Source organism: Streptomyces sp. SID13031, assembly GCF_010548305.1.
GTDB lineage: Bacteria > Actinomycetota > Actinomycetes > Propionibacteriales > Kribbellaceae > Kribbella.
Map to the genome: position 1 here is coordinate 1 of NZ_JAAGLV010000034.1, position 24844 is coordinate 24844.

The following is a 24844-nucleotide window of genomic DNA, read 5'->3' on the forward strand; positions in this document are numbered from 1 at the left end:
CCGCCGTCGCCGACGAACTCAACGACCGACCCCGCAAACGCCTCGGCTACCACACCCCACGCGAAATGTTCGCTAGCTTGCTCATCAACGACCTAACCAGCGTTGCAACCACCACCTGATTTCACCGACAAAAAGTTTCCCTTGAACCCGCCCGGCGCTCCCCCGACTGGCAGACGGGTCCGAATGAGCGGCAGGCGTGGGGAGTTTCGTACGTCAGAGGAGGAAGTCGCGGAGGCTTTGGACCAGTTCTTTGGGGGCGTTTTCGGCTATGTGGTGGGGGGAGTTGATGCCGTGGCCGGTGATTTGGGGGCACCAGGGGCGCCAGACGTCCAAGGGGTTGCCGTAGAGGTCTTCCATGTCGTCTTGGGTTGACCAGAGCATCAGCGTGGGGCAGGTGATTTGGCGGCCGGCGGTGCGGTCGGCCTCGTCGGCTTGGCGGTCGACGCCTAGGCCGGCTCGGTAGTCTTCGAGCATTGCGTGCACGGTGGCTGGGTTGCGGATGGCGGCCAGGAAGTCGGCGTGGTTTTCTGGGCCGAGGTGGTCGGGGCCGTTCGAGGTCCAGGCGTTGTACCAGGTCTCGGGGTCCGCGCAGATCACTCGCTCGGCCGGCTTGGCGGTCTGGGCGAAGAACCACCAGTGCCACCACATCGCGGCGAACTTGTCGTCACAGCGCTCGAGCGCTTCGACCACCGGTACGCCATCCATCACGACCAGTTGGCTGACGCGGTCGGGATGGTCGAGCGCGGTGCGGTAGGCGACGTACGAGCCGCGGTCGTGCCCGACGACGGCGAAGCGCTCGTGTCCGAGTTCGGTCATCAGTCGTACGACGTCCTGAGCCATGGATCTCTTCGAGTACTGCGTATGCGCCTCGTCCGCGGCGGGCTTGTCCGACTGCCCGTACCCGCGCAGGTCAGGGCAGACAACGGTGAACTCCGTCGCCAGCGCGGGCGCAACCTGGTACCAGGTCGTGTGCGTCCGGGGATGACCATGCAGCAGCACCACGGCTGGACCCGAGCCGCCGTGGCGCACCCGGAGACTGACCTCGCCGACTTTGACCCGCTCCAGCTGAAACCCATCGAACATACAAGGCTGGTACCCCGGTCGATGCACCGTGTAGCTATCCGGTGAGCGGGCACGGGGAGGCATGACTGTCTATGGTTTTCACGCCTCTCACGAACAGGTCCCGCCCGCCGACCTGCTGGCGGCGGTGGTGCGGGCCGAGCAGGCGGGTTTCACGGCTGCGATGTGCTCGGATCACTTCAGCCCCTGGAGTGAGCGGCAGGGGGAGTCCGGGTTTGCGTGGGCCTGGCTGGGGGCCGCGTTGCAGGCGACCGGGTTGCCATTCGGTGTGGTGAACGCTCCTGGGCAGCGGTATCACCCGGCGATCATCGCGCAGGCGATCAGCACTCTCGCCTCGATGTACCCGGGCCGGTTCTGGGCGGCGCTCGGTACCGGCGAGGCGAGCAACGAGCACATCACCGGCGAGCGCTGGCCTCGCAAGTCCGAGCGCAACCAGCGCCTCGAAGAGTGTGTCGGGGTGATCCGGAAACTGTTACAGGGCGAGGAAGTGAGTCACGACGGGCTGGTGACGGTCGATCGGGCCAGGCTGTGGACCAGGCCGTCGGCCCCGCCGAAGCTACTGGCCGCCGCGGTTTCCACGGAGACAGCCAAGTGGGCTGCGGGTTGGGGCGACGGGCTCATCACGATCGCCGCCGACGACGATCACCTGCGCCGGATGATCTCGGCGTACAAGGACAATGGTGGACGTGGCCCGGTGAATCTGCAGGTGCATCTGAGCTACACCCGGGACGACGACGAGGCGCTGCGGATCGCGCATGACCAGTGGCGGTCCAACGTGTTCGCGCCGCCGTTCTGCTGGGACACGGAGACGGCGGAAGGTTTCGACCAAGCGGCCGAGCACGTCGCGCCTGACGCGATGCATCAGGCGGTACGGATCTCGTCCGATCCGGGGCAGCATGCCGAGTGGCTCAATCGGTACGCCGGACTGGGGTTCGACGCGATCTATCTCCATCACGTCGGGAAGGAGCAGTCGGAGTTCCTCGACGTCTTCGGCGAGAAGGTCCTGCCGCAACTGGAGGTGACCCGCCCGTGAGGCTGACCGAGACCGCGGACGTCTGGTGGAAGAACGCCGTCGTCTACTGCCTGGACATCGAGACCTTCTTCGACACCGACGGCGACGGGCGGGGTGACCTCCGCGGGTTGTCGCAGCGGATCGATCACCTGGCCGAGCTGGGGGTGACCTGCCTGTGGCTGATGCCCTTCTATCCGACGCCGGATCGCGACGACGGGTACGACATCACCGACTTCTACGGCGTCGACCGGCGACTCGGTACGCACGGCGACCTGGTCGAGCTGATCACGCTCGCGCAGGACCGGGGGATCCGGGTGATCGCGGACCTGGTGGTGAACCACACCTCCGACCAGCATCCGTGGTTCAAGAGCGCTCGGGCGTCGCGCGATTCGAAGTACCGGGACTGGTATGTCTGGCGTGATCAGCCGCCGGCGGATCAGCACGAGGGGATCGTGTTCCCCGACCAGGAGGACAGCCTGTGGCAGTACGACGAGCAGGCGGGGCAGTACTACCTGCATCAGTTCTACAAGCATCAGCCCGATCTGGAGGTCGCGAATCCTGAGGTGCGCGAGGAGATCCTCAAGATCATCGGGTTCTGGCTGCAGCTAGGGCTGTCCGGGTTCCGGGTGGACGCGGTGCCGTTCCTGCTCGACACGAAGGGTTCTCCGGATGCGGCGAAGCTGCCCGATCCGCATGACTACCTGCGTGATCTGCGGGCGTTCATGAGTCGTCGCAATGGTCAGACCGTTCTGCTCGGCGAGGTCAATCTGCCTTATCCGCAGACGCGCGAGTTCTTCGGTGACGAGGACGGTGACGAGCTGACGATGTGTTTCGACTTCATCGGCATGCAGAAGATGTACCTGTCGCTGGCGCGGTCCGACCCGGCCGAGCTGGTGAAGGCGTTACGCGAGCGGCCCGCTCCGCCGGAGGAAGCTCAGTGGGGCACCTTCGTGCGCAACCACGACGAGCTGACGCTGGACAAACTGACCGAGGACGAGAAGCAAGAGGTCTTCGCCGCCTTCGGTCCGGACGAGGACATGCAGCTGTACGGTCGTGGGCTCCGCCGGCGGTTGCCTCCGATGCTCGGCAACGATCCGGCGCGGATCAAGATGGTCTACAGCCTGCTCTTCTCCTTGCCTGGCACGCCGGTGCTCTTCTACGGCGAGGAGATCGGCATGGGGGAGAACCTCAAGGCGGAAGGACGGAACGCTGTACGTTCGCCGATGCAGTGGACCAGCGGACTCAACGGCGGCTTCTCCACGGCGGACCCCGATCGCCTGGCCGGCCCGGTCGTCGAGGGCGACCTCTCGCCGGAGCACGTCAACGTCGCCGACCAGCGCCGGGACCCTTCATCCCTGCTGAGCTGGATCAAGCTGCTCATCCAGCGGTATCGCGAGACGCCTGAGCTCTCCTGGGGTGACTGCACGATCCTGGAGCTCGATTCACCGGCGGTCTTCGCCCATCGATCGGACTACGAAGGCGGCTCGGTGATCGCGATCCACAACTTCTCCGCTACTGCCGCATCCGTCACCCTCCCCATCGCGGGCGCCAGCGCGGGCCTCCGAGCCGCCGACCTCCTGACGGGCGAGACCTTCCCGGTCGCGGTAGACGGCACGCTGAAACACCAGATAGCCCCGTACGGTTGCTGCTGGCTACGAATCTTGCGCCCCGAGGACCGGTACCTCATCTAGGACTACGGCAGCGGTTGCGCCGTACCAATGAGCAGGTGCATCACGCGATCGATGCGGGGCGGCGCCGTGCTGACGAGCGGTGACGCGGTTCAAACGGTCGGAGCGATTGACTTACTGAGGAGCTGCGCGGTTACCAGCGAAATCGAGACGTGCTCGCCGTGCGGTAGGCCCTGCTCCTGGAACCGCGACTGGAGGAGTTTGTAGAGGGTGTGAAAGGTCAACGCCTGCCCGGGATCGGTCAGTCGATGCCTGTCTGCCTCGGTGAGGCCCCAGAGCTCTAGCGCTCTGGTCAGATTGCCCGCCGCAGCCTCGGGGGCGCCCTCGGCCGGGCTCGGGATACTGGCGGTGCTCGTCGCCTCGACCAGGCGATCTACAGAGAAGCACTGAATCTGGTCCAGCGTGTTGATGTGCTGCAGGTAGTCGTCCGGATGAGACGAATCGATCTTGCGTGATGCGGCGTACCAGGCCCAGTCGAACGGTTCGGCTTCGGGGGAGAACATGGACGAGCCCTCAGTCGCGCTCAGGAGTTCCGTGCTGAGCGACTCCGCATAGTCCTGAAGTTCGGGGCTGAGGTCATGCAGGAGATATTCAGCTCGGACACTGGCCGGCGGGTGAGTGCAGCCGCGGCGGACGAACAGCGCGCGCTCGGTGGAGTGGATCGCCATCATCGCTATCAACGCGCCGGTGATCGCGGCAGGGTCGTCCGCCGATGCCGAACCTGGACGATCGTTGTGAGCGGCGCGTTGGACCGCCCGGTACGCGAAGTCGTCGGCGTCGAGCTCCAACCGCTGATTCCCCGAACAGACCGGCAGATGTTCACCGGGTGAGAATCCGCTCAGCGCCGAGTCGTGACCGAGTACGTGGTGGCTCAGCTCGTGCGCGAGGACAAAGCGCAGTGCGTGGACGCCGGTACGGCTCGTCCTCGACGCTCCCCGCGGAGTACGCCATCCCAGCTTGCCGGCCACGCCGAAGACGCGCTGGTGCACGTTGTAGTAGCGCAGGAGCCCGGTCAGGACCTCCGTGTTGCCACGGTCAGTTGTGCCGCGGTCAGGCCCGAACTTCTTTGGCTGACCAGGCGACGGATCAGCGAGCACCGCGCCGGCGTACTGGCTGTAGTAGAGCACCAGGCTGAGTACCGCATCGGACATCACCGCCAGACCAGAGCCATCGCTGAAAGGCGTCATCTGAGCCGCCACATCCTCGCGGAGCGAGGAGCCGACGAAAGCACTGGCGACCTTGTCCTGGTCGGCACCGATCTCGATCATCGCCTGTTTGACGCCCAACGTGCTCGCCTGCAGCATTCCGTTCATGGGGTTGGCGAAGCGGCCACGGTCGAACAGTTTGAATCCTGCCTCCATCAGCTTCAGCCTTCTGAGTGAGCGGCGATCACCGAGCCTGGCCAGCTCGGCCTTCATCTGCTCGAGTTGTACGGCACGGTTCGGCTCGAGAACCCGGTACCGGCGCTCGGCCATCGTCTCGGCGCTCATGACTTCGGCGGCGCGGTCGCGCAGAAGGCCCCGAGACCGACTCGGGCGATCAGCACGGCGAGCACTGCTGCATTGACGGGATCGTGTCCATTCTCCTGCAGCAACTCGTACACCGCCGCGGCATCGATGATCCGATCTGATCTGGATGTGCCGAGCAAGCCCTGCATCACCTCGGCGTGGCAAACGATCTGCTGCAAGTCACGCCGCTTGTTGGCGAACCAGGTCATACCGAACCGGCGATGGCTCTCCTGTTCGTCTGGTGAGATTCCTAGACCTTCGCCGAGCAGCCCGGCTCCCAGGCGTGCGAAGAGTTCGTCGTCACTGCTGTCCCAGAATGCCTCGACGGTCATGACTTTTCCCTCAGCAGTTGAGCAGCTGTCTGGGGCAGTGCCGTAGGCATTGGTCGAGCAGAGTGATTCTGCGGCATCGATTCCCCCGGCTTGAAGATCAAGCGACCTTTCGACGTACTGGCGACCGTGTCACCAGCGCTGCGTTCGCGCAGCCTGACAGCAGCAGCAGTTCGGGGTCAATGCCCTGGCTTGATCCAACGGTTCGATGCGGCGGGCGTGGGAGTGCCTGAGATGAACCGCCTGCCACCGGGGAGTTCGGAGGCAGGCAGGGGTGGTCAGACGTCGATGCGGGAGCCCATGATGACTACGCGGTCGCGGGGGAGGGCGAAGTACTCGGCGGCGTCGGCGCTGATGCTTGCGGTGGCGACGAAGAGGCGTTTGCGCCAGCGCGTCATGCCGGGGGCGTCGCCCAGGCCGAGCTCGATGGTCGAGAGGAAGTACGAGGTGTCGTTGGGGTCGGGGGACAGCTCGGGGCTTTGCTCGGCTGCCAGTTGCAGGGCCGCTGGTACGTCGGGGGTCTGCATGTAGCCGAAGCGGGCGGCGACGTGGATGATTCCGTCGTCGAGATAGCCGAGGTCGTCGACGGTGACGCTGTTTGCCGTCGCGACGTACGGGACCGGCAGCGTCTCGATCGACAAGATGACGACGTGGCGGTGCAGGATGTGGTTGTGCTCGACGTTGGCGCGCATCGCGAGCGGGACGCTGGATTTGCCGCGGTTCAGGAACACCGCCGTACCGGGCACCCGCTGCAGCTGTGGCGAGGACTCGTGGAGATGGTCGACGAAGTCGCGGAGCGGGCCCTCCTGCTTCTCCCGTCGACGCGTCACCAACTCCCGGCCGCGCTGCCAGGTGGTCAGCACGGTGAACACCGTGATCCCGATCAAGAGCGGTAGCCAGGCGCCATGGGCGAGCTTGGTCAGGTTGGCCGCCAGGAAGAGCAATTCGACGGTGAGGAAGACAGCGGCCCCGCCGATGACGAGCCAGAGTGGCGTACGCCACTGGCGCCGGGCGATGTAGAAGAAGAGCAACGTGGTGATGGTGATCGTGCCGGTGACGGCCATACCGAAGGCGAACGCGAGTGCCGCGGAAGTCTGGAAGGCGAAGACAAGCGTGAGAACCGAGATCATCAGCGCCCAGTTGATCCACGGCACGTAGACCTGCCCGATGGTCTCCTCGGACGTGTGCTTGATGCGCAGCCGGGGCAGATACCCCAGCTGGACCGCCTGGTGGGCGACCGAGAACGCACCGGTGATCACCGATTGCGAGGCGATCACCGTCGCGGCGGTGGCGAGCAGGACCATCGGCAGGCGCGCCCAGTCCGGTACAAGAAGGAAGAACGGGCTGCTGATGGCGGTGGGATCTGACAGCACCAGCGCGCCCTGACCGAGGTAGCTCAGGATGCAGGCCGGGAACACCATGAAGAGCCAGGCCCGGCTGATCGGTCCCCGGCCGAAGTGGCCGAGGTCGGCGTACAGGGCCTCGGCGCCGGTGATGGACAAGACGACCGCGGCCAGGGCGAAGAACGCCATCGAGAAGTGCCCGGTGAGGAAACCGATCGCGTACGTCGGTGACAGCGCCTTGAGGATCTGCGGGTGCTGAGTGATACCGCCGATACCGGCTGCGGCGATCACGGTGAACCAGACCACCATCACCGGGCCGAAGGAGCGCCCGATCCGCGCGGTGCCCAGTCGCTGGACCGAGAACAGGACCAGGATGATCGTCGCGGTGATCGGTACGACGAGGTGGTCCAGCCCGGGTTCGACCACCTTGAGGCCCTCGACCGCGGACAGCACCGAGATCGCCGGCGTGATCATGCTGTCGCCGAAGAACAGCGAGGCGCCGAAGATCCCGAGGCCGGCCAGGATGACCTTCGTCCGGGTACCACCGGGAACGGCCCGGCCTCGGATCAAGGTGATCAGGGCCAGGATGCCGCCTTCACCGTCGTTGTCGGCACGCAACACCAGCAGCACGTACTTCACCGTCACGATGATCGTCACCGACCAGAAGATCAGCGAGATGATCCCGAAGACGCTGTCGGTCGACGCGGCGACCGGGTGCGGATCGCTGGGGTTGAAGACCGTCTGGATGGTGTAGATCGGGCTGGTTCCGATGTCGCCGAACACGACGCCCAGGGCGCCCAGCATGAGGGCCACCTTCGCCGTCTTCACGGCGGGCCGGTGCTCTGCCTCTGCGGTCTGTGTCACCACCGCATTGAACCATCCGAACGTGAGCCGACGACGAAGGCGCCCTGCGAGTGGTCAGGCTGGCGAGGTAGCGGCCGTTGACCGGCTACGGGTGAATCGCTCCAGGGCCCGGGCGAAGTTTTCGGGCTCCTCGAGGTGGCCGAAGTGGCCGCTGTGCTCCAGGATCGCCAGCTCCGAACCGGGGATCAGCTTGTGGAGCTCCTCGGCCCACCGCAGCCCGCAGATCGGGTCGTACCGGCCGACGATCACCAGGGTGGGAAGGCTGATGGACCCCAGTACCCCGCGGTCGTCGATCAGATCCGGTACGCCGTGCTCGTCGACTCCCGAGATGTAGGTGCCGCTCACCTGCGCTCGCAGCGGGACGAACTCGTCCTGCCGGTTCCAGTAGTCGGCGACGTACAGCGGGATGATGCCGGCGAGTGCAGCGGTCATCCCCTCGTCGGTCGAGATGGCAGAGATGGACTTCAGCGTGCCCAGGACCTCCGGAAGATCCGGGTTGCCGGCATTCCTGGCGAGGAACGTTTCGACGTTGCGCATCAACTCGGCGCCGTGCTCAGGCCCAGTGAGCGGCGCGCTGTCGTACAGGATGATCCCGGCGAGCCGCTCGGGGTGCTTGAGCGCATAGCGCTGCACCACGAACCCGCCATGCGAGTGGCCCAGCAGATAGACCGGGCCGGTCCCGAAGTGGTCGAGCAAGCCGTCCAGAGCTTCGGCGTACCGGTCGCGGGTGTACCCGTTGGGGTGGCTGGCGAGGCGCCCGGAGCCGCCGGTGCCGATCGGCTCGACGTAGACCATCGTGAGGTGCTCTTCGGCCTGCGGCATCCGCAGGTACTCCCAGAAGACGCCCGGGCCGCCCGAGTGCGCGACGCACACCGGGCCGGTGCCGTGGACGTGGTACCGCTGGGTGATGCCGTTCAGTTCGATGGTGTGCGTGCCCGTCGCGAGCGGGTTCGAGTCAAGGTTCGTCATCACAGCTCCGTCGGTGGTGGTCATGAACACCGACAGGACGCGGACGCGACGGCGAAGTTCAAACCCGCCGCTGTGACCTGCGCCACCAAGGTCAAGCGACGGGGTGGTACAGCCTGAACTCCCGGATCAGCCCGCCGTCGAGCGTCATCAGCCAGGTGGCGGCCGGCGGGCAGTGCTCGGGATCGTCCGCCGGGCTGATCAGATCCGTCTCCCAGATGACGATGTCGCGGCTGGCGACGACGTGCCGGAGGCGCTGATGGACGCCGGCCTCCAGATCGCCCTCCATGCCGCGCAGCAGGAGGTCGTACCCGATCATCGGTTGGATGCCACCGAACCGCAGGGCGACCGTCGGCGACCATCGCTCAGCCAGCACATCGCCGAACCGGCCTCGCTCGGCCTCCGCCAAGGTCTCGAGCCCCTCCTGCCGGCTGGCCTCGGTCAGCGCCGCGGCATCCCCGTACGCCGAATCCGCGGTGGCCCGCAAAGCCTCAGCCAGCTTGGCTCTCCCCTGGCTGAGCCGGCTGCGAATCGTGCCGACCGGTACGCCGCAGGCCGCCGCGATCTCCTGGTACGACGTGACGCTGGTGCTGAAATGCCGCAACATGACCGCCATCCGGATCGGCGCGGGCAGCTCCTCGATCGCGCGCCAGATCCAGTCCTTCAAGACGTGCCGATCGAGGAGTTGCTCGGGAGTCGGGTCGGTCGAAACCAGCGGCAGGTTCTCGATGGACTGCAGCGGATGAGTGGAACGCAGCCGGGTCCGGCAGGTGTTGCGGACGATCATCCGCAGCCAGGGCCCCACCGCGGCCGGGTCGCGCACATCTCCGATCCGCCGCAATGCGAGCAGCGAAGCGTCCTGGACTGCGTCGTCCGCGTCGGGGCCGAACCCGAGCAGGCTCAGCGCCACCGCCCGCATCCCGGCCTGGTGCCGCTGAAGGAGTAGCCCCAGAGCGGTGACGTCCCCAGCCTGTGCGCTGCGGGTGAGCTGCGAGTCGCTGCTCTCGACGATCAGGCTCATGGAGCCAATTGTCGCAGTCCACTCAATCCATGCTCACGGCAACGATCGCGAGGGCCTTGGGGGAGCCTGCCTCAAGCCTGCTCGGGCGCGGCTCGGCGGAGAGCCTCCAGGACGGCCAGTACGGCCGGGCGAGGCGGCGCACCCCGGCGTACGACGGCAGTGATCGCCCGGGGGACCGGTACTACGAGGGGCCGGGTGGCGACGCGATAGCGGGGATCGACCGCGAGGCTGGGCAGCATCGCGATCGACAGGCCGGCCTCGACGTGGCGCAGCAGCGTCGAGTAGTTGCTGAACCGGCCGACCACCCTGGGCTCGAACCCGGCCTGGCGGCAGAGTCGGGTCGTCAGGTTGGACATGTACGACTGGGGACGGTCGAAGGCCCACGGCTCGTCGGCGTACGCCGCGAGGTCGGCCGGTCCGCGGCCGGCGGTCGGGTGGTCCGGCGGGATGACGAGCACGATCAGGTCGGTGGTCAGCGGGACGAGATCGAGATCCGGCCCGAGCGGCGCCTCGACGAAGTCCGTGGTGGTGACGACGAGATCCACGTCGCCGCTGCGCAACGCGGGCAGGCTCTCGTGCGGCTCCAGCTCCAGTACCTGGATCTCGAGGTGCGGGTACGACTTGGCGAGGCGAGTCACCGCGGGGGTGGCCAGCGTGTGGATCGCGCTCTGGAACGCGCCGAGCCGGACCAGGCCGGCCGGTTCGGTGCCGAAACTCCGCAGCTCGGCCTCGACGGCGTCCATGTGGTCGAGGATCGCCTGCGCCCGGCGAGCCAGGATCAGCCCGGCCGGAGTGAGCCGGACCCGTCGCCCGGTGCGCTCGAGCAGCTTGGTCCGGGTCTCCGTTTCGAGCAACGCGAGCTGCTGGGACACGCTCGAGGGGCTCAGATCGAGAGCCGTGGCGACCGCGCGGATCGTGCCATGGGTCTCCAGCCGGTTCAGCAGCCGGAGCCGCCAAGGGTTGAGCGTCATACCGGTCATTCTTGTGCAGTTTTGCCGAACAGCAAGTGCGGAAACGTGTGCTGGACCTGACGGTGGAGTGGAATCTAGCGTCGAGATATGACAGAAATCGACCGGTATCTCGTTCGCTACCAGGGGCCGGGGGCGTTCAGCCCCGACCTCATCGACCGCGCGGCGGGCAGCTTCCTCTACACCGAGGACGGCCGCCGGATCCTCGACTTCACCTCCGGCCAGATGAGCGCCATCCTCGGCCACTCACACCCCGACATCGTCGCCACCGTGCAACGCCAGATCGGCACCCTCGACCACCTGTTCAGCGGGATGCTCAGCCGGCCGGTGGTTGATCTCGCGCGCCGGCTGGCCGAGTCGCTTCCCGACCCGCTGGAGAAGGTACTGCTGCTGACGACCGGCGCGGAGTCGAACGAGGCCGCGATCCGGATGGCCAAGCTGGTCACCGGCAAACACGAGATCGTCTCGTTCGCCCGATCCTGGCACGGGATGACGCAGGCGGCCGCCAACGCCACCTACAGCCACGGCCGCAAGGGGTACGGGCCGGCCTCGCCGGGCAACTTCGCGATCCCGGCGCCCAATACGTTCCGGCCCGACTTCACCACCGCGGACGGCTCACTCGACTGGAAGCGCCAGCTGGACTTCGGGTTCGAGCTGATCGACGCGCAGTCCGTCGGCAGTCTTGCCGCGTGCATCGTGGAGCCGATCCTGAGTTCGGGCGGGATTCTCGAACCACCCGTCGGGTACCTCGCCGCACTGCAGCAGAAGTGCCGCGAGCGGGGGATGTTGCTGATCCTCGACGAGGCGCAGACCGGGCTCTGCCGGACCGGGACCTGGTACGCGTTCGAGCGCGACGGCGTCGTACCGGACATCCTCACCCTGTCGAAGACGCTCGGGGCCGGTCTGCCGATCGCCGCCGTGATCACCAGCGCCGAGATCGAGGCGGCCGCGCACGAGCGCGACTTCCTCTTCTTCACCACCCATGTCTCGGACCCGCTGGTCGCGGCCGTCGGCAACACCGTCCTCGACGTCCTGATCCGCGACGGCCTCGGCGAGCGCGCCGCCAAGCTGGGCGCCTTCCTCCGCCAGGGCCTCGACACCCTCGCCGACCGGCACTCCGTCATCGGCGACGTCCGCGGCCGGGGGCTGCTGGTCGGCCTGGAGTTGGTTGCCGAAGGCGCCGATGAGCTCGGAGCCGAGGTCACCCGCCGCTGCCTCGAACTCGGCCTGCATATGAACATCGTCCAGCTCCCCGGCATGGGCGGAGTCTTCCGCATCGCTCCACCGCTGACTGCCACCGAAGAAGAGCTCTCGCTCGGCTTGGAGATCCTGGACCAGGCTCTGACCGACAGCGGGCGAGGCTGACCTGAGCGCCGGCCTTCCACATCAGCTGAAGCTCTTACGGCCCCGGCTCTTACGGCCTCGGTCGGGCGGACTATGCGGGTCCGCTTGGCTGGGGTCGGGTACTGAGGACCACGAAGGCCACGGTGGCGAGGGTGGTCAGGGCAGCCGGTACGAAGAAGACCTGGGGGAGGCCGATGGCTGCCACGCCGATGCCGCCGATCGCGCCGCCGATGGCTGAGCTGACCGGGATGGCGCTGAGGAAGACGCCGGAGGCGGTGCCGACGCCTTCGGGGTAAAGGCTTTGAGCGATCGACACACCGAGGGCGCCGACGCAGGCCCAGAGGCCGGCGGTCAGTGCTTGGCCTAGGAAGAGTGTGGCGACCGAGTGGCTGGTTGCGTAGGCGAGGTTGCCGGCCAGACCGAGCGCGGCTCCGCCGGTCATGACGGGCATCGCGCCGAATCGGTCGGCCAGGCGGGCCACCACGGGAAGCAACAGCAACTCCAGCAGAGGCTGGATCCCGATCACCGCGCCACGCATCGAGTCGGACAGGTGCAGGTCTTCGGCCATGTAGATGGGGAGATAGCCGAACTTGATCGTGTCGCCGGTCATCGCCAGCACGCAGACCGCGGTGAAGACCAGCAACGGCATCATGTGGTCGATCCGGCGGCGGCTCACGGGTCGAGACGGGAGGGCCAGGTCCTGGTACCGCTCGATCCGTTGCCGGCCGAACGGGATCAGCTGCGCGAAGCCACAGACAGCGGTCCCCACCAACAGCGCGCGCAGCCCGAAGACGCCGCCGAACCAGCTGCCTAGAACAGGGCCGACCATCCACCCGACTGTGAAGGCCATCCGGATGGCCGCGACGACGCGGTTGTCGGCGGACGTCGGATGCCGGCTCAGCTCGTCCCGGCAAGCCGCGAACAGTTGCGCCATCGCCCCACCGGAGATACTCAACGCCAGCGCACTGATCACGAACGGCAGCCAGACGGTCTTCGCCGACGCCATCGCAAGCCACCCGACGGCCCCGATCACCGCGCACACCCGGAACCAGACCAGCCGATCAGGAGTCCGGTCAGACCATCGCCCGACCAGGTATCCGGCTACCGGCGCGGCCAGGTTCGTCACGTAGTACAGACCGGCGACAGGCAGCGGAGTACCGAGCTCACGCACCAGAAACAGCGTCAGCTGAGGCGTCGCCGCCGACACCCCGATCCCGGAGATCAGCAACGACAAGAACGCCGCCCGATAGAACGGCGACCGAGCAACAATCCCCAGCGCAGACCCGGACCGCTCGAACATCAGCTTCCCTCAACAGCCCGACAGTCCCCAAACCCTATCCGCCCACCCACCCGCCAATTCCACCGTCTCGCCGTCCGAACCGGCACCCACGTACTCTGGAGGAGTGCGTTCCCGCCCCACACTGACCTGGTCTCCTGGTGCTGATGTCCTTTCCCTAGGGCCCGGTACTACGGACGTTGCGCCCGTCGTCGACGTGGTTCGTAATGGGGGAGTGGTGGTGCTCAGTGGGGCGGGGATCTCGACCGAGTCGGGGATTCCTGATTACCGGGGTGAGACGGGGAGTCTGCGGACCCACACGCCGATGACGTACGCCGATTTCGTCGGGAGCGAGTCCGGGCGGCAGCGGTATTGGGCGCGGAGCCATCTGGGGTGGCGGACGATCGCTCGGGCCGACCCCAATGCCGGCCACCGAGCGGTTGCCGCGTTGCAGGCCCGGGGGTATCTCGACGGCGTCATCACCCAGAACGTCGACGGGCTGCATGGCGCGGCCGGTGCGCGAGACGTCATCGAGCTGCACGGCAACCTCGACCGGGTGATCTGTCTGGCCTGCCGCGATACGACCCCACGCGAGGAGCTGGACCGCCGGTTCCGCGACGCCAACCCGGTCTTCGAGGGCGAGGCGACCAGGATCAACCCCGACGGCGACGTCGAACTCCCCGAAGAGGTCGTGAAGGACTTCCACCTCGTCGACTGCACCAACTGCGGCTCATCGTTGCTCAAGCCGGACGTCGTCTTCTTCGGCGAAAACGTCCCCAAGCCCCGCGTCGAGCGCTGCTACTCGTTGATCGACAACTCCCGCGCAGTACTGGTCCTCGGCTCATCCCTCACCGTGATGTCCGGCTTCCGCTTCGTCCGCTACGCCGCCAAGGCCGGCAAACCAGTCCTCATCATCAACCAGGGCCTGACCCGAGGCGACCCGTACGCCGCAGTACGGGTGAACCTGCCTCTGGGCGAAGCCCTGACCACCCTGTCAGGCACTCTCGCCTGAGGCTGACGGTTGCCGACGCCACAGCTGGTGGGAACCTTTCCGCTCTCTCGGACACAACCCGGATACAACGCAGTCGGGTTCGATACGAGATGGGAGCGCGGATGCGCGGCAATCTGACGGGAACCAGCCGGTGTTAGCCCTGCAGGCGGGGCACGATGGTCTGGCTATGGCGAAGAGCAGTGACCGGAATCTGTGGGAGCGAGCCGCCGAGGGTGACTCGGCGGCTTTCGCTCAGCTCTACGATCGGCATTCCCGGCCGATCTACAACTTCCTCTACCGCCGGACCGCTTCCTGGAGTGACGCCGAGGACTTGACCTCGGCGGTGTTCCTGCACGCTTGGCGGCGGCGTAGCGAGGTCGTCCTCGACCGCGACTCCGCTTTGCCCTGGCTGTACCGGGTGGCGGAATACACAGTGCGAAACGAGTGGCGCTCCAAGGCCCGGTATCGCCGGGCGATCGCGGCCGCCGGCCTGCTGACCGAACACGTCCGCGACCATGCCGACGAAGTGGCCGGCCTGATCGACGACGACCAGCGGATCCGCGTCGCTCGCGAGTCGCTGAAGCGGCTGCCCAAGCAGCAGCGCGAGATCGTTGAGCTCTGCATCTGGGCCGGCCTCGACCAGCAGGCGGCCGCCGTCGCGCTGGACGTCCCGATCGGCACGGTCAAGTCCCGTTTGTCGCGAGCCCGCAAGCACCTGCGAGAGCTCAACCTAGTTCCCTCCGTGGAGGCTCAGTCATGAACACCCAGCTCACTCCGCCACCGGACCACGACCTCCGCCCGGCCACTCGCAACCGGCAGCGCGACGAGTTGATCGCCATCGTCGATCATGAGTCTGCTCAGGCCACGCCTCGCCGTCGGCTCGTCCCGCTCGCCGCCGCCGCGGCAGTCGTCGCGGTCACCGCCGGACTCGCGATCGGAGTACCGGCTCTGCGCGGCGACAAGGATCAGCCGCCGGTGTCCGGGGCGGACGCCGGCCCTGCGAAACCAGCCGTCGAGCCGCTGACCGCTGCCGAGCAGAAAAACTATGTCAAAGCATGCCAAGGCCCGGAGGGCAAGGATCCCTATCCAGCCCGGGTCTACACCGTGGCGGACGCGTTCAAGTGGGTGAATCCTCCCGCCGGCACCCATGCGACCGCCTGGGTTGTCCTCAACTACAAAACCAGCTTCAGGGTCTGTGGTTTCGGTGCCACGGGGAAACCGACGGAATGGATCCGGGCCAGCGGCGACCGCAGTTGGGTCATGAGGGAACAGGTCGACAAGGGTGCCGTCGGCGGAGGGACCTACACCAAGTCCGTAACTCGCGTCACTGTCGCATCTGACGGCGGACCGGGCACCGAGGCCATTCTGCGGAACGGGTTCTTCTTCGCCCCGATGAAGCAGGGCAAGCCCACTGTGGGGGAACCCAAGCCCGATTCACCGCAGCAGTCCACCGTTCAGGGCTACGACGCGAGCGGCAAGCTCGTCTTCGCGACCCCGAAGACCTATCGGGAAGAGCAGGCGCGGATCGACAGCTGCTACACCAACCCCGAAGGCACAAAGGTCGTCTACTCCAACGCCGAGAAGCCCAGGCCCACGCCCAGCCAGTGCAAGCGCGGGTTCGCCTGGGGCTGGTGATCGCCCGACGATGAGCTCTGGGGAGTACAAAAGCACCGGACCAGAGCCCCTTGCGTGGAGGGGTCTGGTCCGGTGTCCGCCGTACGGATTGGAAAGGGTCAGCGTTGCGCGCTGGTCCGTAGGCGGTCCAGGTAGGCCTTGGTGGCCGGGTTGGACTTGGTCTTGGCGGCCTTGCGGCTGACTTCGCGAGCTTCCGACGCCCACTGCGCCTGCTCGGCCGGTGTCACCGTCTCCTTGTTGCCCGTCAGCTTCTTGTAGGTCAGCGACGCCACCGCAGCCTGACCCTCATACCGAGGGTGGTAGTTCAGCGCCCGGAGCAGGTTGATGTCCTTGCCCTGGATCCACGCCTCCCCATCAGGAGCACACGCGTCATGCCCGGTCGACGGCCCGAAGGTGTCCACATAGACAGCTCCACCAGCCTTCGCCGCACCTTCGACCGCCTGGTTGAGCTTCTGCTCGACCGAGTACAGATAGGCGTAGTCGCCGTCCGAGAACGGCAGGATCGAAGGACAGACGCCCTTCTCCGGCGCGATCTTCGGATACCCGACCAGTACTACGGTTGCGCGCGGCGAGCGCAGCTTGATCCCCTTCACCACCTCGGTGATCCGCGCCTGCGTCTGGACGATCTTCGTCGCCAGCGTGTCGACCCCATCGACGGTGAAGTGCTTCTTGCAAGGCGATCCGGCCGGGTCCGCAGCTCGCAGCCCCGGGCACGTCCCGGTGACGTCGCCGAAGACTCCGAAATCGTTGCCACCTATCCCGACGGTAACGAGATCGGTGTCGGACCTCAGCGCGTCGAGCTGCGGTGGGAAGGTGCCCAGCGGAGTTGCCTGCGGCTGCGTCATGTTCGTCGTGTCAGCGCCACCGCAGCTGACGTCGGCGAACGACGTCACCCGCAACTGGGCCGCGAGTTGCTTGGGGTAGTTGTTCGCGGACCGCAGGCAGCCCAGCGACAGGATGTCGGGCAGCGGCACCAGCGGCGCCGAGGAGTAGGAGTCACCCAGTGCGACGTACTTGCTGAAGGTGACAGGTGCGAAGGAAGTTGGCGCGAAGGCAGGGGCGGCAGCCTGAGCGGTGCTCGTGACGGACATCGAACCGGCGAGTGCCACCGAGGCGCAGGTGGCGACGAGACGCTGAACTCTCACAAGACCTCCGAGGGTGCGAAAGATTGCGGCCCCACCCTAAGTTGAGTCACCGGGTGATTACAAGGGGTGACGATGGGACCTGTTGCACGAGGTCCCGACCGAACATGGAATCCTTCTCTCATGCATGTCTGGCGCGGCTTGGACGAGGTGGACCCGGGTTTCGGGCCGTCGGTCGTCACCATCGGCAACTTCGACGGCGTGCACCGCGGTCACCAGGAGGTACTGCGGCACGCCAAGGCGCGCGCTGCCGAGCTGGGTGGCCTGCCGGTGGTCGCGATGACTTTCAACCCGCACCCGATGTCGGTACTGCGGCCCGGGCACGCCCCCGCGATGCTCAGCGAACCCACCCAGCGCGCCGAGCTCCTCGGCGCGGCCGGCGCGGACGCGGTACTGATCCTGCCGTTCGACATGGACGTCTCGCACTGGTCGCCGCAGGAGTTCATCGACAAGGTGCTCGTCGGCGCCCTGCACGCGAAGGCGGTCGTGGTGGGGGAGAACTTCCGCTTCGGCCACAAGGCCGCGGGGCACGTCGACACACTCGTCGCGGCAGGCGCGGCCGCTGGCTTCCAGGTCGAGGGCCTGAGCCTGGCGGGCGACAAGCAGCCCTGGTCGTCGACGTACATCCGTGAGCTGATCGCCACGGGTGACGTCGAAGGCGCCGCTGAGGCGCTCGGGCGGCCGCTCAGGGTCACCGGAGTCGTCATCGAGGGCGACAAGCGCGGTCGCGAGCTCGGCTATCCGACGGCCAACATCCCCGCAGTACCGGGCTCAGCGGTCCCGCTGGACGGCGTGTATGCCGGTTGGCTGACCGTGCTCGACCCGGCGCCCGGCGCTCCGCAGTACGCCGAACCGCTGCCGGCCGCGATCAGCGTGGGCAGCAATCCCACCTTCGACGGGGTCGACCGCCGGGTGGAGTCGTATGTGCTCGACCGCGACGATCTGGAGCTCTACGGCTCCCGGGTCGCGATCGATTTCGTCACCCGGTTGCGTGGCAGCCAGATCCGCTTCGACACCATCGACGACCTGCTCGTCCAGATGAAGCTCGATGTCGACGGGGCACGCCGACTTCTTACCTCGTGACCCCTAGCGGGTGTCGCGTCGGCACTGAAGCGACACCCGCTAGGGGCCACCGAATTAGGGATCCGTCCACAGGCTGATATCCTTGGCGCTGCCGTCTGAACGGCCGCGGATCGAGAGTGCCCGGGTGACATAAGCCCCGGTGCGCCGCGCAACGGACATCGAGAGGATCACACGTGTCGTCAGCCAATCCTGAGGCAAAGAAGAAGATCATCGGCGAGTACGCCCTGACCGAGGGCGACACCGGTTCCCCCGAGGTCCAGGTCGCGCTCCTCACGCACCGTATCGCGGACCTGACCGAGCACCTGAAGGAGCACAAGCACGACCACCACAGCCGTCGTGGTCTGCTCCTCCTGGTCGGTCAGCGCCGCCGGCTGCTGAACTACCTTTCGAAGAAGGACATCAACCGCTACCGGTCCCTGATCGAGCGGCTCGGCCTTCGCCGATGACCTCGTGAGAAGCGGCCTCCCGCATTCGGGTGGCCGCTTCTCGCGTATCCGTATGTAGGCAGTACGGATCCGTACGGAAGTACGGGACAACTGAATATTCAACGACAACGAGACGACGCGAGACGCGTACCGGCCGACGACCGGTCCTCGGTAGTGGCCTTCGGGACAGCGCTGCAAGACAAGAGCGCGGCACCCGCGGGCCTCGATCGAAGACCGGCACACCCCCGGGAGACTCGCGCCTCACAGTCGTCTCAAGTGACGAGAGGGGTATCCCGTGTCGGGATCCACAAACGCGCCCATGGAGGGCGCAGAGTTCGCTGAAGCCGTCATCGACAATGGCAGCTTCGGCACCCGCACCATCCGCTTCGAGACGGGCCGTCTGGCCCAGCAGGCCGCCGGCTCCGCCGCCGCCTACCTCGACGGCGACACGATGGTGCTTTCGGCCACCACGGCCAGCAAGAAGCCCAAGGACCAGTTCGACTTCTTCCCGTTGACGGTGGACGTCGAAGAGCGGATGTACGCCGCCGGCCGGATCCCGGGTTCGTTCTTCCGCCGGGAGGGCCGCCCTTCCGAGGAGGCCATCCTGACCTGCCGGCTGATCGACCGCCCGCTGCGGCCGTCGTTCGTCTCCGGCCTGCGCAACGAGATCCAGGTCGTCATCACGGTCCTGGCGCTCAACCCGGACACGCTGTACGACGTACTGGCGATCAACGCCGCGTCGATGTCCACCCAGATCGCCGGGCTGCCGTTCTCGGGCCCGATCGGCGCCGTCCGCGTCGCCCTGATCGACAAGCAGTGGGTCGCGTTCCCGACCCACACCGACCTCGCTGACGCCGTCTTCGACATGGTCGTCGCCGGTCGTGTCACCGACGCCGGTGACGTCGCGATCATGATGGTCGAGGCCGAGTCCACCCCGGGCACCTTCGACGCCGTTGCCGCCGGCAAGCAGGCGCCGACCGAGGAGGTCGTGGCCCAGGGCCTCGAGGCCTCCAAGGCGTTCATCAAGACCCTGGTCGACGCGCAGTCGGAGCTGGCGGCCAAGGCCTCCAAGCCGACCGGCGAGTTCCCGGTCTTCCCGGACTACCAGGACGACGCTTTCGCCGCCGTCGAGTCCGCCGCGACCGAGGAGCTGACCCAGGCCCTCACGATCACCGGCAAGCACGACCGCGATGACGCCACCGACGCCGTCAAGGCCGCCGTTGTCGCCAAGCTGGCCGAGGCCTTCGAGGGTCGCGAGAAGGAGCTGTCCGCAGCCTTCCGCTCGCTCACCAAGAAGCTCGTCCGCAACCGGGTGCTGACCGAGAAGGTCCGGATGGACGGTCGCGGTCTGGCCGACATCCGCCCGCTCAAGGCCCAGGTCCGGGTGCTGCCGCGCGTGCACGGCTCCGCGATCTTCGAACGCGGCGAGACCCAGATCATGGGTGTCACCACGCTGAACATGCTCCGGATGGAGCAGCAGCTCGACACGCTCTCCCCGGAGACGCGCAAGCGCTACATGCACAACTACAACTTCCCGCCGTACTCGACCGGTGAGACCGGCCGGGTCGGTTCGCCGAAGCGTCGCGAGATCGGCCACGGTGCTCTCGCCGAGCGCGCCCTCGTGCCGGTGCTGCCGTCGCGTGAGGACTTCCCGTACGCGCTGCGTCAGGTGTCCGAGGCGCTCGGCTCGAACGGCTCCACCTCGATGGGTTCGGTCTGCGCCTCGACGCTGTCCCTGCTCTCGGCCGGTGTGCCGCTGAAGGCCCCCGTCGCCGGTATCGCGATGGGCCTCATCTCCGGTGAGGTCGACGGCAAGCTCGAGTACGTCGCGCTGACCGACATCCTCGGTGCCGAGGACGCCTTCGGCGACATGGACTTCAAGGTCGCCGGAACCAAGGACTTCGTCACGGCCCTCCAGCTGGACACGAAGCTCGACGGCATCCCGGCGAGCGTTCTCGCCGGCGCGCTGACCCAGGCCAAGGAAGCCCGCCTGACCATCCTCGACGTGATGGCCAAGGCCATCGACGCCCCGGGTGAGATGAGCGAGTTCGCGCCGCGGGTCATCTCGGTCAAGGTCCCCGTGGACAAGATCGGGGAGGTCATCGGCCCGAAGGGCAAGATGATCAACCAGATCACCGACGAGACCGGCGCCGACATCTCCATCGAGGACGACGGCACGGTCTACATCGGTGCGACGAACGGCCCGTCGGCCGAGGCGGCGCGCGCGATGATCAACTCGATCGCGAACCCGACCATGCCGGAGAAGGGCGAGCGCTACCTGGGAACGGTCGTCAAGACGACCAACTTCGGTGCGTTCATCTCCCTGCTCCCCGGCAAGGACGGTCTGCTGCACATCTCGAAGCTGCGCGGCCTGGCCGGTGGCAAGCGGGTCGAGGCCGTCGAGGACATCTTGTCCGTCGGCCAGAAGCTCCAGGTCGAGATCGCCGAGATCGACGATCGCGGCAAACTGTCGCTGATCCCGGTCGTCGAAGGCGAAGACAGCGCCGACGAGAAGTCCGATGACGCAGAGGTCGCTCCCGCCGAGTGACACGTGCCATCACCAGCACGTTGCTGAGCCCGGAGGAGGGCGGTCCGGTCAAACGGACCGTCCTGCCCTCCGGGCTCCGCGTGCTTTCCCAGTCCGTACCGGGCTTCCGCTCGGTCACTTTCGGCGTGTGGGTCGGCGTCGGCTCGCGCGACGAGCCGGTCCACCTGTCCGGCGCGACGCACTTCCTCGAACACCTGCTGTTCAAGGGCACCGAGCGCCGCGACGCGATGGAGATCTCGGCGTCCCTGGACGCCGTCGGTGGCGAGATGAACGCGTTCACCGGCAAGGAGTACACCTGCTACTACGCCCGCGTGCTCGACTCCGACCTGCCGCTGGCGGTCGACGTGATCTGCGACATGATCACCTCGGCGACGCTGGCCGAGGCGGATATCGAGAGCGAGCGGGACGTCATCGACGAAGAGATCGCGATGCACGCCGACGAGACGTCGGACCACATCCACGATCTGTTCGCCGAACAACTCTGGGGTGAGACCCCACTCGGCCGCTCGATCACCGGTACGCCGGAATCGGTGGCCGGCCTGACTCCTCGCCAGGTGCGCGGCTGGTACCGCCGTCGCTACCTGCCCGAGAACATCGTCGTCTCGGTCGCCGGCAACGTCGAGCACTCCGACGTGGTTCGCCTTGTCCGCAAGGCCTTCGAGCGCCACTGGGTCAACACCGAGGCAGAGCCGACGCCGGTACGTCCGGAGGCGAAGCGCCGCGTTCCGACGTACGGGGGAGTGGAAGTCCACCACCGCGACGTCGAGCAGGCGCATCTCGTGCTCGGCATGCCCGGGCTGGTCCGCAACGACGAGCGCCGGTACGCCGCGGGCGTGCTGCACGGGATCGTCGGTGGCGGGATGTCGTCACGGCTGTTCCAGGAGGTCCGCGAGAAGCGTGGCCTCGCGTACTCGGTCTTCAGCTTCGGATCGGCGTACGCAGACTCCGGCATGGTCGGCGTCTACGCGGGCTGCCTGCCCAAGAAGGCGCCCGAGGTGCTCGAGGTGGTGCGCGCCGAGCTGGCGAATATTGCCAAGGGCAACATCACCCCCGACGAACTGCTCCGCGGCAAGGGCCAGATGCGCGGCTCGGTCGTCATGGGCCTGGAAGACACCGGCGCCAAGATGACCCGCATCGCCAAGGCCGAGCTCGTCTACGGCGAACTCCCAACAGTCGACCAGATCCTGCACCGAATCGACGCGGTCACCCTCGCCGACGTGGCAGACCTGGCCGCCGAGCTCTACGCCGGCGACCAAACCCTCACCGTCATGGGCCCCTTCGACAACAAGTCCCTCTTCACCGTCTGAGTTTCACCTGCTCAGGCGCGAGGGGTCTCCGCTTGGGTCCTGGCACCTGCTTCGGAGCGGGTGCCAGGACCAGAGGACTCAGAACGGTGCGAGGTTCTTGCTGATCATGTAGGCGATCGTGCCGTCCGAGAGGTAGACCTGGGCCCACCAGTAGCCATCGGCGTAGACGTGCTGCCAGTGGTTGCACGGGCCGGACACCACCTCTCCCTTGTACTTCACCCGGAGGATGCGACCGCTGGTAGACGGGCGGCTGCGAACGTTCGTCTCGGCCTGGACCTCGTAGAAGCAGGTCGCTGCGGCGACCCGGGGGGATCCTGCTGCCTGAGCGGTGGGCTGGGGTGCGGCCTGGGCACTGGCCGGCAGACCGAGCAGCGCGGTGGCGCCCAGGGCTAGGGCTGCGACGGTTGGGATCACGCGGAGCGGCATGACTGACCTCCTGTGGGCGGCGCCGCCGCGGCCGCGGCGACTCTGCTGGGAAGGCTTGCTTATCGACCCGGCTCGCGGCGGCTGATTTCCGCGGTTGCTGACGCTGTGCAAGAGGTCTTGCACTTTCTGTGCTTCGGTGCTATTTCTGGTCGCTCCGACGCAGAGGGACGAGATGACGCAGTGGGGGAGAGCGGGAGACCTGACATCGCGCCGGCGCATCGGCTGGCTGCTTCGGTCTCACCGGGTGCTCGGCGCCGACCGGACTCTGACGGCGTTCGCCCGGGTGCTGGCCGGCCCGGGCCGGCCAGCCGTCGCCGCCTCGACCATCTCCCGGTGGGAGAGCGGTGCGGTCGCCGTTGGCTACGGCGCCGTACGCCGCTACGAGGTGGTCCTCGGTTTGCCGCGCAATGGTCTGGTCGCGGTGATCGACACCGTGAACCGGCATTGGTCGAACACGATCGTCAGCGCCCCGGCATTGATCCGCCGGGTCCGGACCGACGCGGTCGACGACCTGCTGGACCGGGCCTGCTCTGGTGCCATCATGCGGGGCAGCGACTGGGACCGCCTGACCTACGCGCTCACGAGCAACGGCCAGGCGACCTACCTGCCACGCTCACTCTGGGCCCAGCTCTCCGATCGGCTCCTGGCTGAACTCCAATTGGCCGACGGATTGCGTTGGCACGAGCGGTACGAGGCGATGGGCCGGCTGCTCGCGTACGCCGGGTCGCGCCCGGCCGCCATCGACTCCTGCGTCCAAGCGGCCCTGGATTCCCGGAATCAGATGGCGATCGAGGCGGTGAGTGCGCTCGACGGCAGCGATCACCACGACGCCAGCGCCGCTGTCTTGCGCCAACTGGAACGCCCGACCAACTCCGGCGCCCAGGCCGGGGCTCTGCTCGCATCCGTCCGCAAGATCCGGGCCGGCCATTTCGGTCCGGACCAGCGTCAGCGGATCGCCATCGTTCTGCACGACCTGCGCGACTGCCCGGACTCGGCCGGAACCATCCGACTGGGCCGAGCCATCCTGCGGGACACCAGTCGGGCCCGAGCGCTGCCGGTCCGGGCCCAGTTGAAGCACTCCAGCTTCGACCACGAACGCCGTACCGTCATCCTGCGCCGGGTGATGACCAGGATCCAGGCGCCGCTGGAGGTCCCGGCCGAGGACGTAATCCTGACCCAGCTCGTGTCCGAGATGCTGTTCTCGCTGTGCCCCGGAAGCCGGTTGTCGGCGGCCAGCACCATCGCAGCGTCGCCGTACCGCGCATCGGCGGCGGCCGCGGTGGCGGCGGAACTCCGGCACCCCAGCGGCCTGCGCCTGGGCTGGGCGACTGCGTTGCTGGATGCGCTACGAATCGTCGGAGGCAGCGCCGAGCGCCGGCTCGTCGAACGGCTGACAGTCTCTCCCGAGATCCCCGAGCCGTTGGCCGCGACCGCTGCCTATTCGTTCTGCCACCTCGGCGGACGCACCCCGGACGAGTTCTGGGCTTCCGCGATCGCCGCGCAGACGGTGCATCGATCGTCTGCGCCGAGGGTCGCTGTGCTGCGAGGTCTCGTCTACAGCGCCGGGATGACCGGTACCGCGCCAGTGTTGGCACGGCTGCGCGAGGACCCCACTTCGCCGGCTGTTCGCACTGCCGCCGGGTGGTGGCTCGACCTTCCGGCCTCGATCCTGAGCAGTGCACGCCAGTAGAGGGATCGCGCAACTACAAAAAGTCACCGACCTCGCTGACGTCTGATGACTTGGGGTAGGAGGCGCAAGTTCTTGACTGTGGTGCGCTTGGTGTGCCCGGGGTGCTCTGAGGTCTCGTTATGGTAACGCGTTTGTTACGTGGATCTGGTTTGTCGCTGACAACGTTGACATGGCCAGTTTCGACCGGCCAACATGGCG

The 24844-nt window shown here is 67.1% G+C and carries 21 protein-coding genes; 11 read left to right on the forward strand and 10 right to left on the reverse strand.

The features are described from left to right. Positions 1-213: 213 nt before the first annotated feature. Positions 214-1083 carry an alpha/beta hydrolase gene (locus G3I17_RS38265; protein WP_164604138.1) on the reverse strand — a complete coding sequence of 290 codons (870 nt, stop codon included), beginning with the start codon at positions 1081-1083 and terminating at the stop codon, positions 214-216. 61 nt (positions 1084-1144) lie between these two features. Here G3I17_RS38265 and G3I17_RS38270 point away from each other — a divergent pair, with 61 nt between their 5' ends. Further along, positions 1145-2113, forward strand: coding sequence for a TIGR03885 family FMN-dependent LLM class oxidoreductase (locus G3I17_RS38270; protein ID WP_164604140.1), 969 nt, complete (start codon positions 1145-1147; stop codon positions 2111-2113). Then, positions 2110-3783: an alpha-amylase family protein gene (locus G3I17_RS38275; protein ID WP_164604142.1), complete on the forward strand. Its 1674-nt coding sequence runs from the start codon at positions 2110-2112 to the stop codon at positions 3781-3783. The genes G3I17_RS38270 and G3I17_RS38275 overlap by 4 nt, the downstream gene beginning before the upstream one ends. 89 nt (positions 3784-3872) lie before the next feature. On the opposite strand, the gene G3I17_RS38280 is transcribed toward G3I17_RS38275, so the two are convergent. From G3I17_RS38280 to G3I17_RS38305, 6 genes are all read right to left on the reverse strand, one after another. Beyond that, positions 3873-5270, reverse strand: coding sequence for a hypothetical protein (locus G3I17_RS38280; RefSeq protein ID WP_164604144.1), 1398 nt, complete (start codon positions 5268-5270; stop codon positions 3873-3875). Next, complete coding sequence (locus G3I17_RS38285; RefSeq protein ID WP_164604146.1) at positions 5267-5620, reverse strand: hypothetical protein; 354 nt, start codon at positions 5618-5620, stop codon at positions 5267-5269. Before G3I17_RS38285 ends, G3I17_RS38280 begins: the two co-directional genes overlap by 4 nt. A gap of 275 nt (positions 5621-5895) precedes the next feature. After that, complete coding sequence (locus tag G3I17_RS38290) at positions 5896-7824, reverse strand: potassium transporter Kup (protein WP_343238555.1); 1929 nt, start codon at positions 7822-7824, stop codon at positions 5896-5898. A 54-nt stretch (positions 7825-7878) separates the two neighbouring features. Further along, positions 7879-8793: an alpha/beta hydrolase gene (locus tag G3I17_RS38295; protein ID WP_239063323.1), complete on the reverse strand. Its 915-nt coding sequence runs from the start codon at positions 8791-8793 to the stop codon at positions 7879-7881. Positions 8794-8884: 91 nt separating this feature from the next. Then, a complete protein-coding gene (locus tag G3I17_RS38300) occupies positions 8885-9811 on the reverse strand; it encodes a sigma-70 family RNA polymerase sigma factor (RefSeq protein ID WP_164604150.1) in 927 nt (308 codons plus the stop codon). Positions 9812-9882: 71 nt separating this feature from the next. Next, positions 9883-10782 (reverse strand): LysR family transcriptional regulator, encoded by a 900-nt coding sequence (locus G3I17_RS38305; RefSeq protein ID WP_164604152.1) that lies wholly within the window; start codon positions 10780-10782, stop codon positions 9883-9885. Between the two features lie 87 nt (positions 10783-10869). Here G3I17_RS38305 and G3I17_RS38310 point away from each other — a divergent pair, with 87 nt between their 5' ends. Next, positions 10870-12144, forward strand: coding sequence for an aspartate aminotransferase family protein (locus tag G3I17_RS38310; RefSeq protein WP_164604154.1), 1275 nt, complete (start codon positions 10870-10872; stop codon positions 12142-12144). A 70-nt stretch (positions 12145-12214) separates the two neighbouring features. Here G3I17_RS38310 and G3I17_RS38315 read toward each other — a convergent pair whose 3' ends face one another. Further along, complete coding sequence (locus G3I17_RS38315) at positions 12215-13423, reverse strand: MFS transporter (protein ID WP_164604156.1); 1209 nt, start codon at positions 13421-13423, stop codon at positions 12215-12217. Between the two features lie 103 nt (positions 13424-13526). On the opposite strand from G3I17_RS38315, the gene G3I17_RS38320 reads away from it, so the two are divergent. The 3 genes from G3I17_RS38320 to G3I17_RS38330 all read left to right on the forward strand — a co-directional run bounded on the left by G3I17_RS38320 (position 13527) and on the right by G3I17_RS38330 (position 16025). Next, positions 13527-14411 carry an NAD-dependent protein deacetylase gene (locus tag G3I17_RS38320; RefSeq protein WP_164604158.1) on the forward strand — a complete coding sequence of 295 codons (885 nt, stop codon included), beginning with the start codon at positions 13527-13529 and terminating at the stop codon, positions 14409-14411. Between the two features lie 166 nt (positions 14412-14577). Continuing rightward, positions 14578-15150 carry an RNA polymerase sigma factor gene (locus tag G3I17_RS38325; protein ID WP_164604160.1) on the forward strand — a complete coding sequence of 191 codons (573 nt, stop codon included), beginning with the start codon at positions 14578-14580 and terminating at the stop codon, positions 15148-15150. Next, on the forward strand, positions 15147-16025 hold the full coding sequence (locus G3I17_RS38330; RefSeq protein WP_164604162.1) for a hypothetical protein: 879 nt from the start codon (positions 15147-15149) through the stop codon (positions 16023-16025). Before G3I17_RS38325 ends, G3I17_RS38330 begins: the two co-directional genes overlap by 4 nt. Before the next feature lie 98 nt (positions 16026-16123). On the opposite strand, the gene G3I17_RS38335 is transcribed toward G3I17_RS38330, so the two are convergent. Next, the gene (locus G3I17_RS38335) at positions 16124-17170 is read right to left on the reverse strand and encodes an SGNH/GDSL hydrolase family protein (RefSeq protein ID WP_203591328.1); all 1047 of its coding nucleotides are present in this window, start codon (positions 17168-17170) and stop codon (positions 16124-16126) included. A 120-nt stretch (positions 17171-17290) separates the two neighbouring features. On the opposite strand from G3I17_RS38335, the gene G3I17_RS38340 reads away from it, so the two are divergent. The 4 genes from G3I17_RS38340 to G3I17_RS38355 all read left to right on the forward strand — a co-directional run bounded on the left by G3I17_RS38340 (position 17291) and on the right by G3I17_RS38355 (position 22530). Then, complete coding sequence (locus G3I17_RS38340) at positions 17291-18250, forward strand: bifunctional riboflavin kinase/FAD synthetase (protein WP_164604164.1); 960 nt, start codon at positions 17291-17293, stop codon at positions 18248-18250. A 173-nt stretch (positions 18251-18423) separates the two neighbouring features. Beyond that, on the forward strand, positions 18424-18696 hold the full coding sequence (gene rpsO, locus G3I17_RS38345) for a 30S ribosomal protein S15 (protein ID WP_164604166.1): 273 nt from the start codon (positions 18424-18426) through the stop codon (positions 18694-18696). A gap of 298 nt (positions 18697-18994) precedes the next feature. Beyond that, positions 18995-21223, forward strand: coding sequence for a polyribonucleotide nucleotidyltransferase (locus G3I17_RS38350; protein WP_164604168.1), 2229 nt, complete (start codon positions 18995-18997; stop codon positions 21221-21223). Beyond that, positions 21220-22530, forward strand: coding sequence for a pitrilysin family protein (locus G3I17_RS38355; RefSeq protein WP_164604170.1), 1311 nt, complete (start codon positions 21220-21222; stop codon positions 22528-22530). The genes G3I17_RS38350 and G3I17_RS38355 overlap by 4 nt, the downstream gene beginning before the upstream one ends. A 78-nt stretch (positions 22531-22608) precedes the next feature. On the opposite strand, the gene G3I17_RS38360 is transcribed toward G3I17_RS38355, so the two are convergent. Continuing rightward, on the reverse strand, positions 22609-22956 hold the full coding sequence (locus G3I17_RS38360; protein ID WP_164604172.1) for an SH3 domain-containing protein: 348 nt from the start codon (positions 22954-22956) through the stop codon (positions 22609-22611). A gap of 244 nt (positions 22957-23200) precedes the next feature. Here G3I17_RS38360 and G3I17_RS38365 point away from each other — a divergent pair, with 244 nt between their 5' ends. Continuing rightward, positions 23201-24646 (forward strand): hypothetical protein, encoded by a 1446-nt coding sequence (locus tag G3I17_RS38365; RefSeq protein ID WP_164604174.1) that lies wholly within the window; start codon positions 23201-23203, stop codon positions 24644-24646. The last annotated feature ends 198 nt before the right edge of the window (positions 24647-24844 follow it).

What these genes read in the sequence shown, in the direction of transcription:
- G3I17_RS38330 (WP_164604162.1), top strand. Translation starts at nt 15,147, where the DNA reads ATGAACACCCAGCTCACTCCGCCACCGGACCACGACCTCCGCCCGGCC.
- G3I17_RS38265 (WP_164604138.1), bottom strand. Translation starts at nt 1,083, where the DNA reads ATGTTCGATGGGTTTCAGCTGGAGCGGGTCAAAGTCGGCGAGGTCAGT.
- G3I17_RS38295 (WP_239063323.1), bottom strand. Translation starts at nt 8,793, where the DNA reads ATGACGAACCTTGACTCGAACCCGCTCGCGACGGGCACGCACACCATC.
- G3I17_RS38315 (WP_164604156.1), bottom strand. Translation starts at nt 13,423, where the DNA reads ATGTTCGAGCGGTCCGGGTCTGCGCTGGGGATTGTTGCTCGGTCGCCG.
- G3I17_RS38325 (WP_164604160.1), top strand. Translation starts at nt 14,578, where the DNA reads ATGGCGAAGAGCAGTGACCGGAATCTGTGGGAGCGAGCCGCCGAGGGT.
- G3I17_RS38305 (WP_164604152.1), bottom strand. Translation starts at nt 10,782, where the DNA reads ATGACGCTCAACCCTTGGCGGCTCCGGCTGCTGAACCGGCTGGAGACC.
- G3I17_RS38310 (WP_164604154.1), top strand. Translation starts at nt 10,870, where the DNA reads ATGACAGAAATCGACCGGTATCTCGTTCGCTACCAGGGGCCGGGGGCG.
- G3I17_RS38285 (WP_164604146.1), bottom strand. Translation starts at nt 5,620, where the DNA reads ATGACCGTCGAGGCATTCTGGGACAGCAGTGACGACGAACTCTTCGCA.
- G3I17_RS38300 (WP_164604150.1), bottom strand. Translation starts at nt 9,811, where the DNA reads ATGAGCCTGATCGTCGAGAGCAGCGACTCGCAGCTCACCCGCAGCGCA.
- G3I17_RS38360 (WP_164604172.1), bottom strand. Translation starts at nt 22,956, where the DNA reads ATGCCGCTCCGCGTGATCCCAACCGTCGCAGCCCTAGCCCTGGGCGCC.
- G3I17_RS38270 (WP_164604140.1), top strand. Translation starts at nt 1,145, where the DNA reads ATGACTGTCTATGGTTTTCACGCCTCTCACGAACAGGTCCCGCCCGCC.
- G3I17_RS38280 (WP_164604144.1), bottom strand. Translation starts at nt 5,270, where the DNA reads ATGAGCGCCGAGACGATGGCCGAGCGCCGGTACCGGGTTCTCGAGCCG.
- G3I17_RS38340 (WP_164604164.1), top strand. Translation starts at nt 17,291, where the DNA reads ATGCATGTCTGGCGCGGCTTGGACGAGGTGGACCCGGGTTTCGGGCCG.
- G3I17_RS38350 (WP_164604168.1), top strand. Translation starts at nt 18,995, where the DNA reads ATGGAGGGCGCAGAGTTCGCTGAAGCCGTCATCGACAATGGCAGCTTC.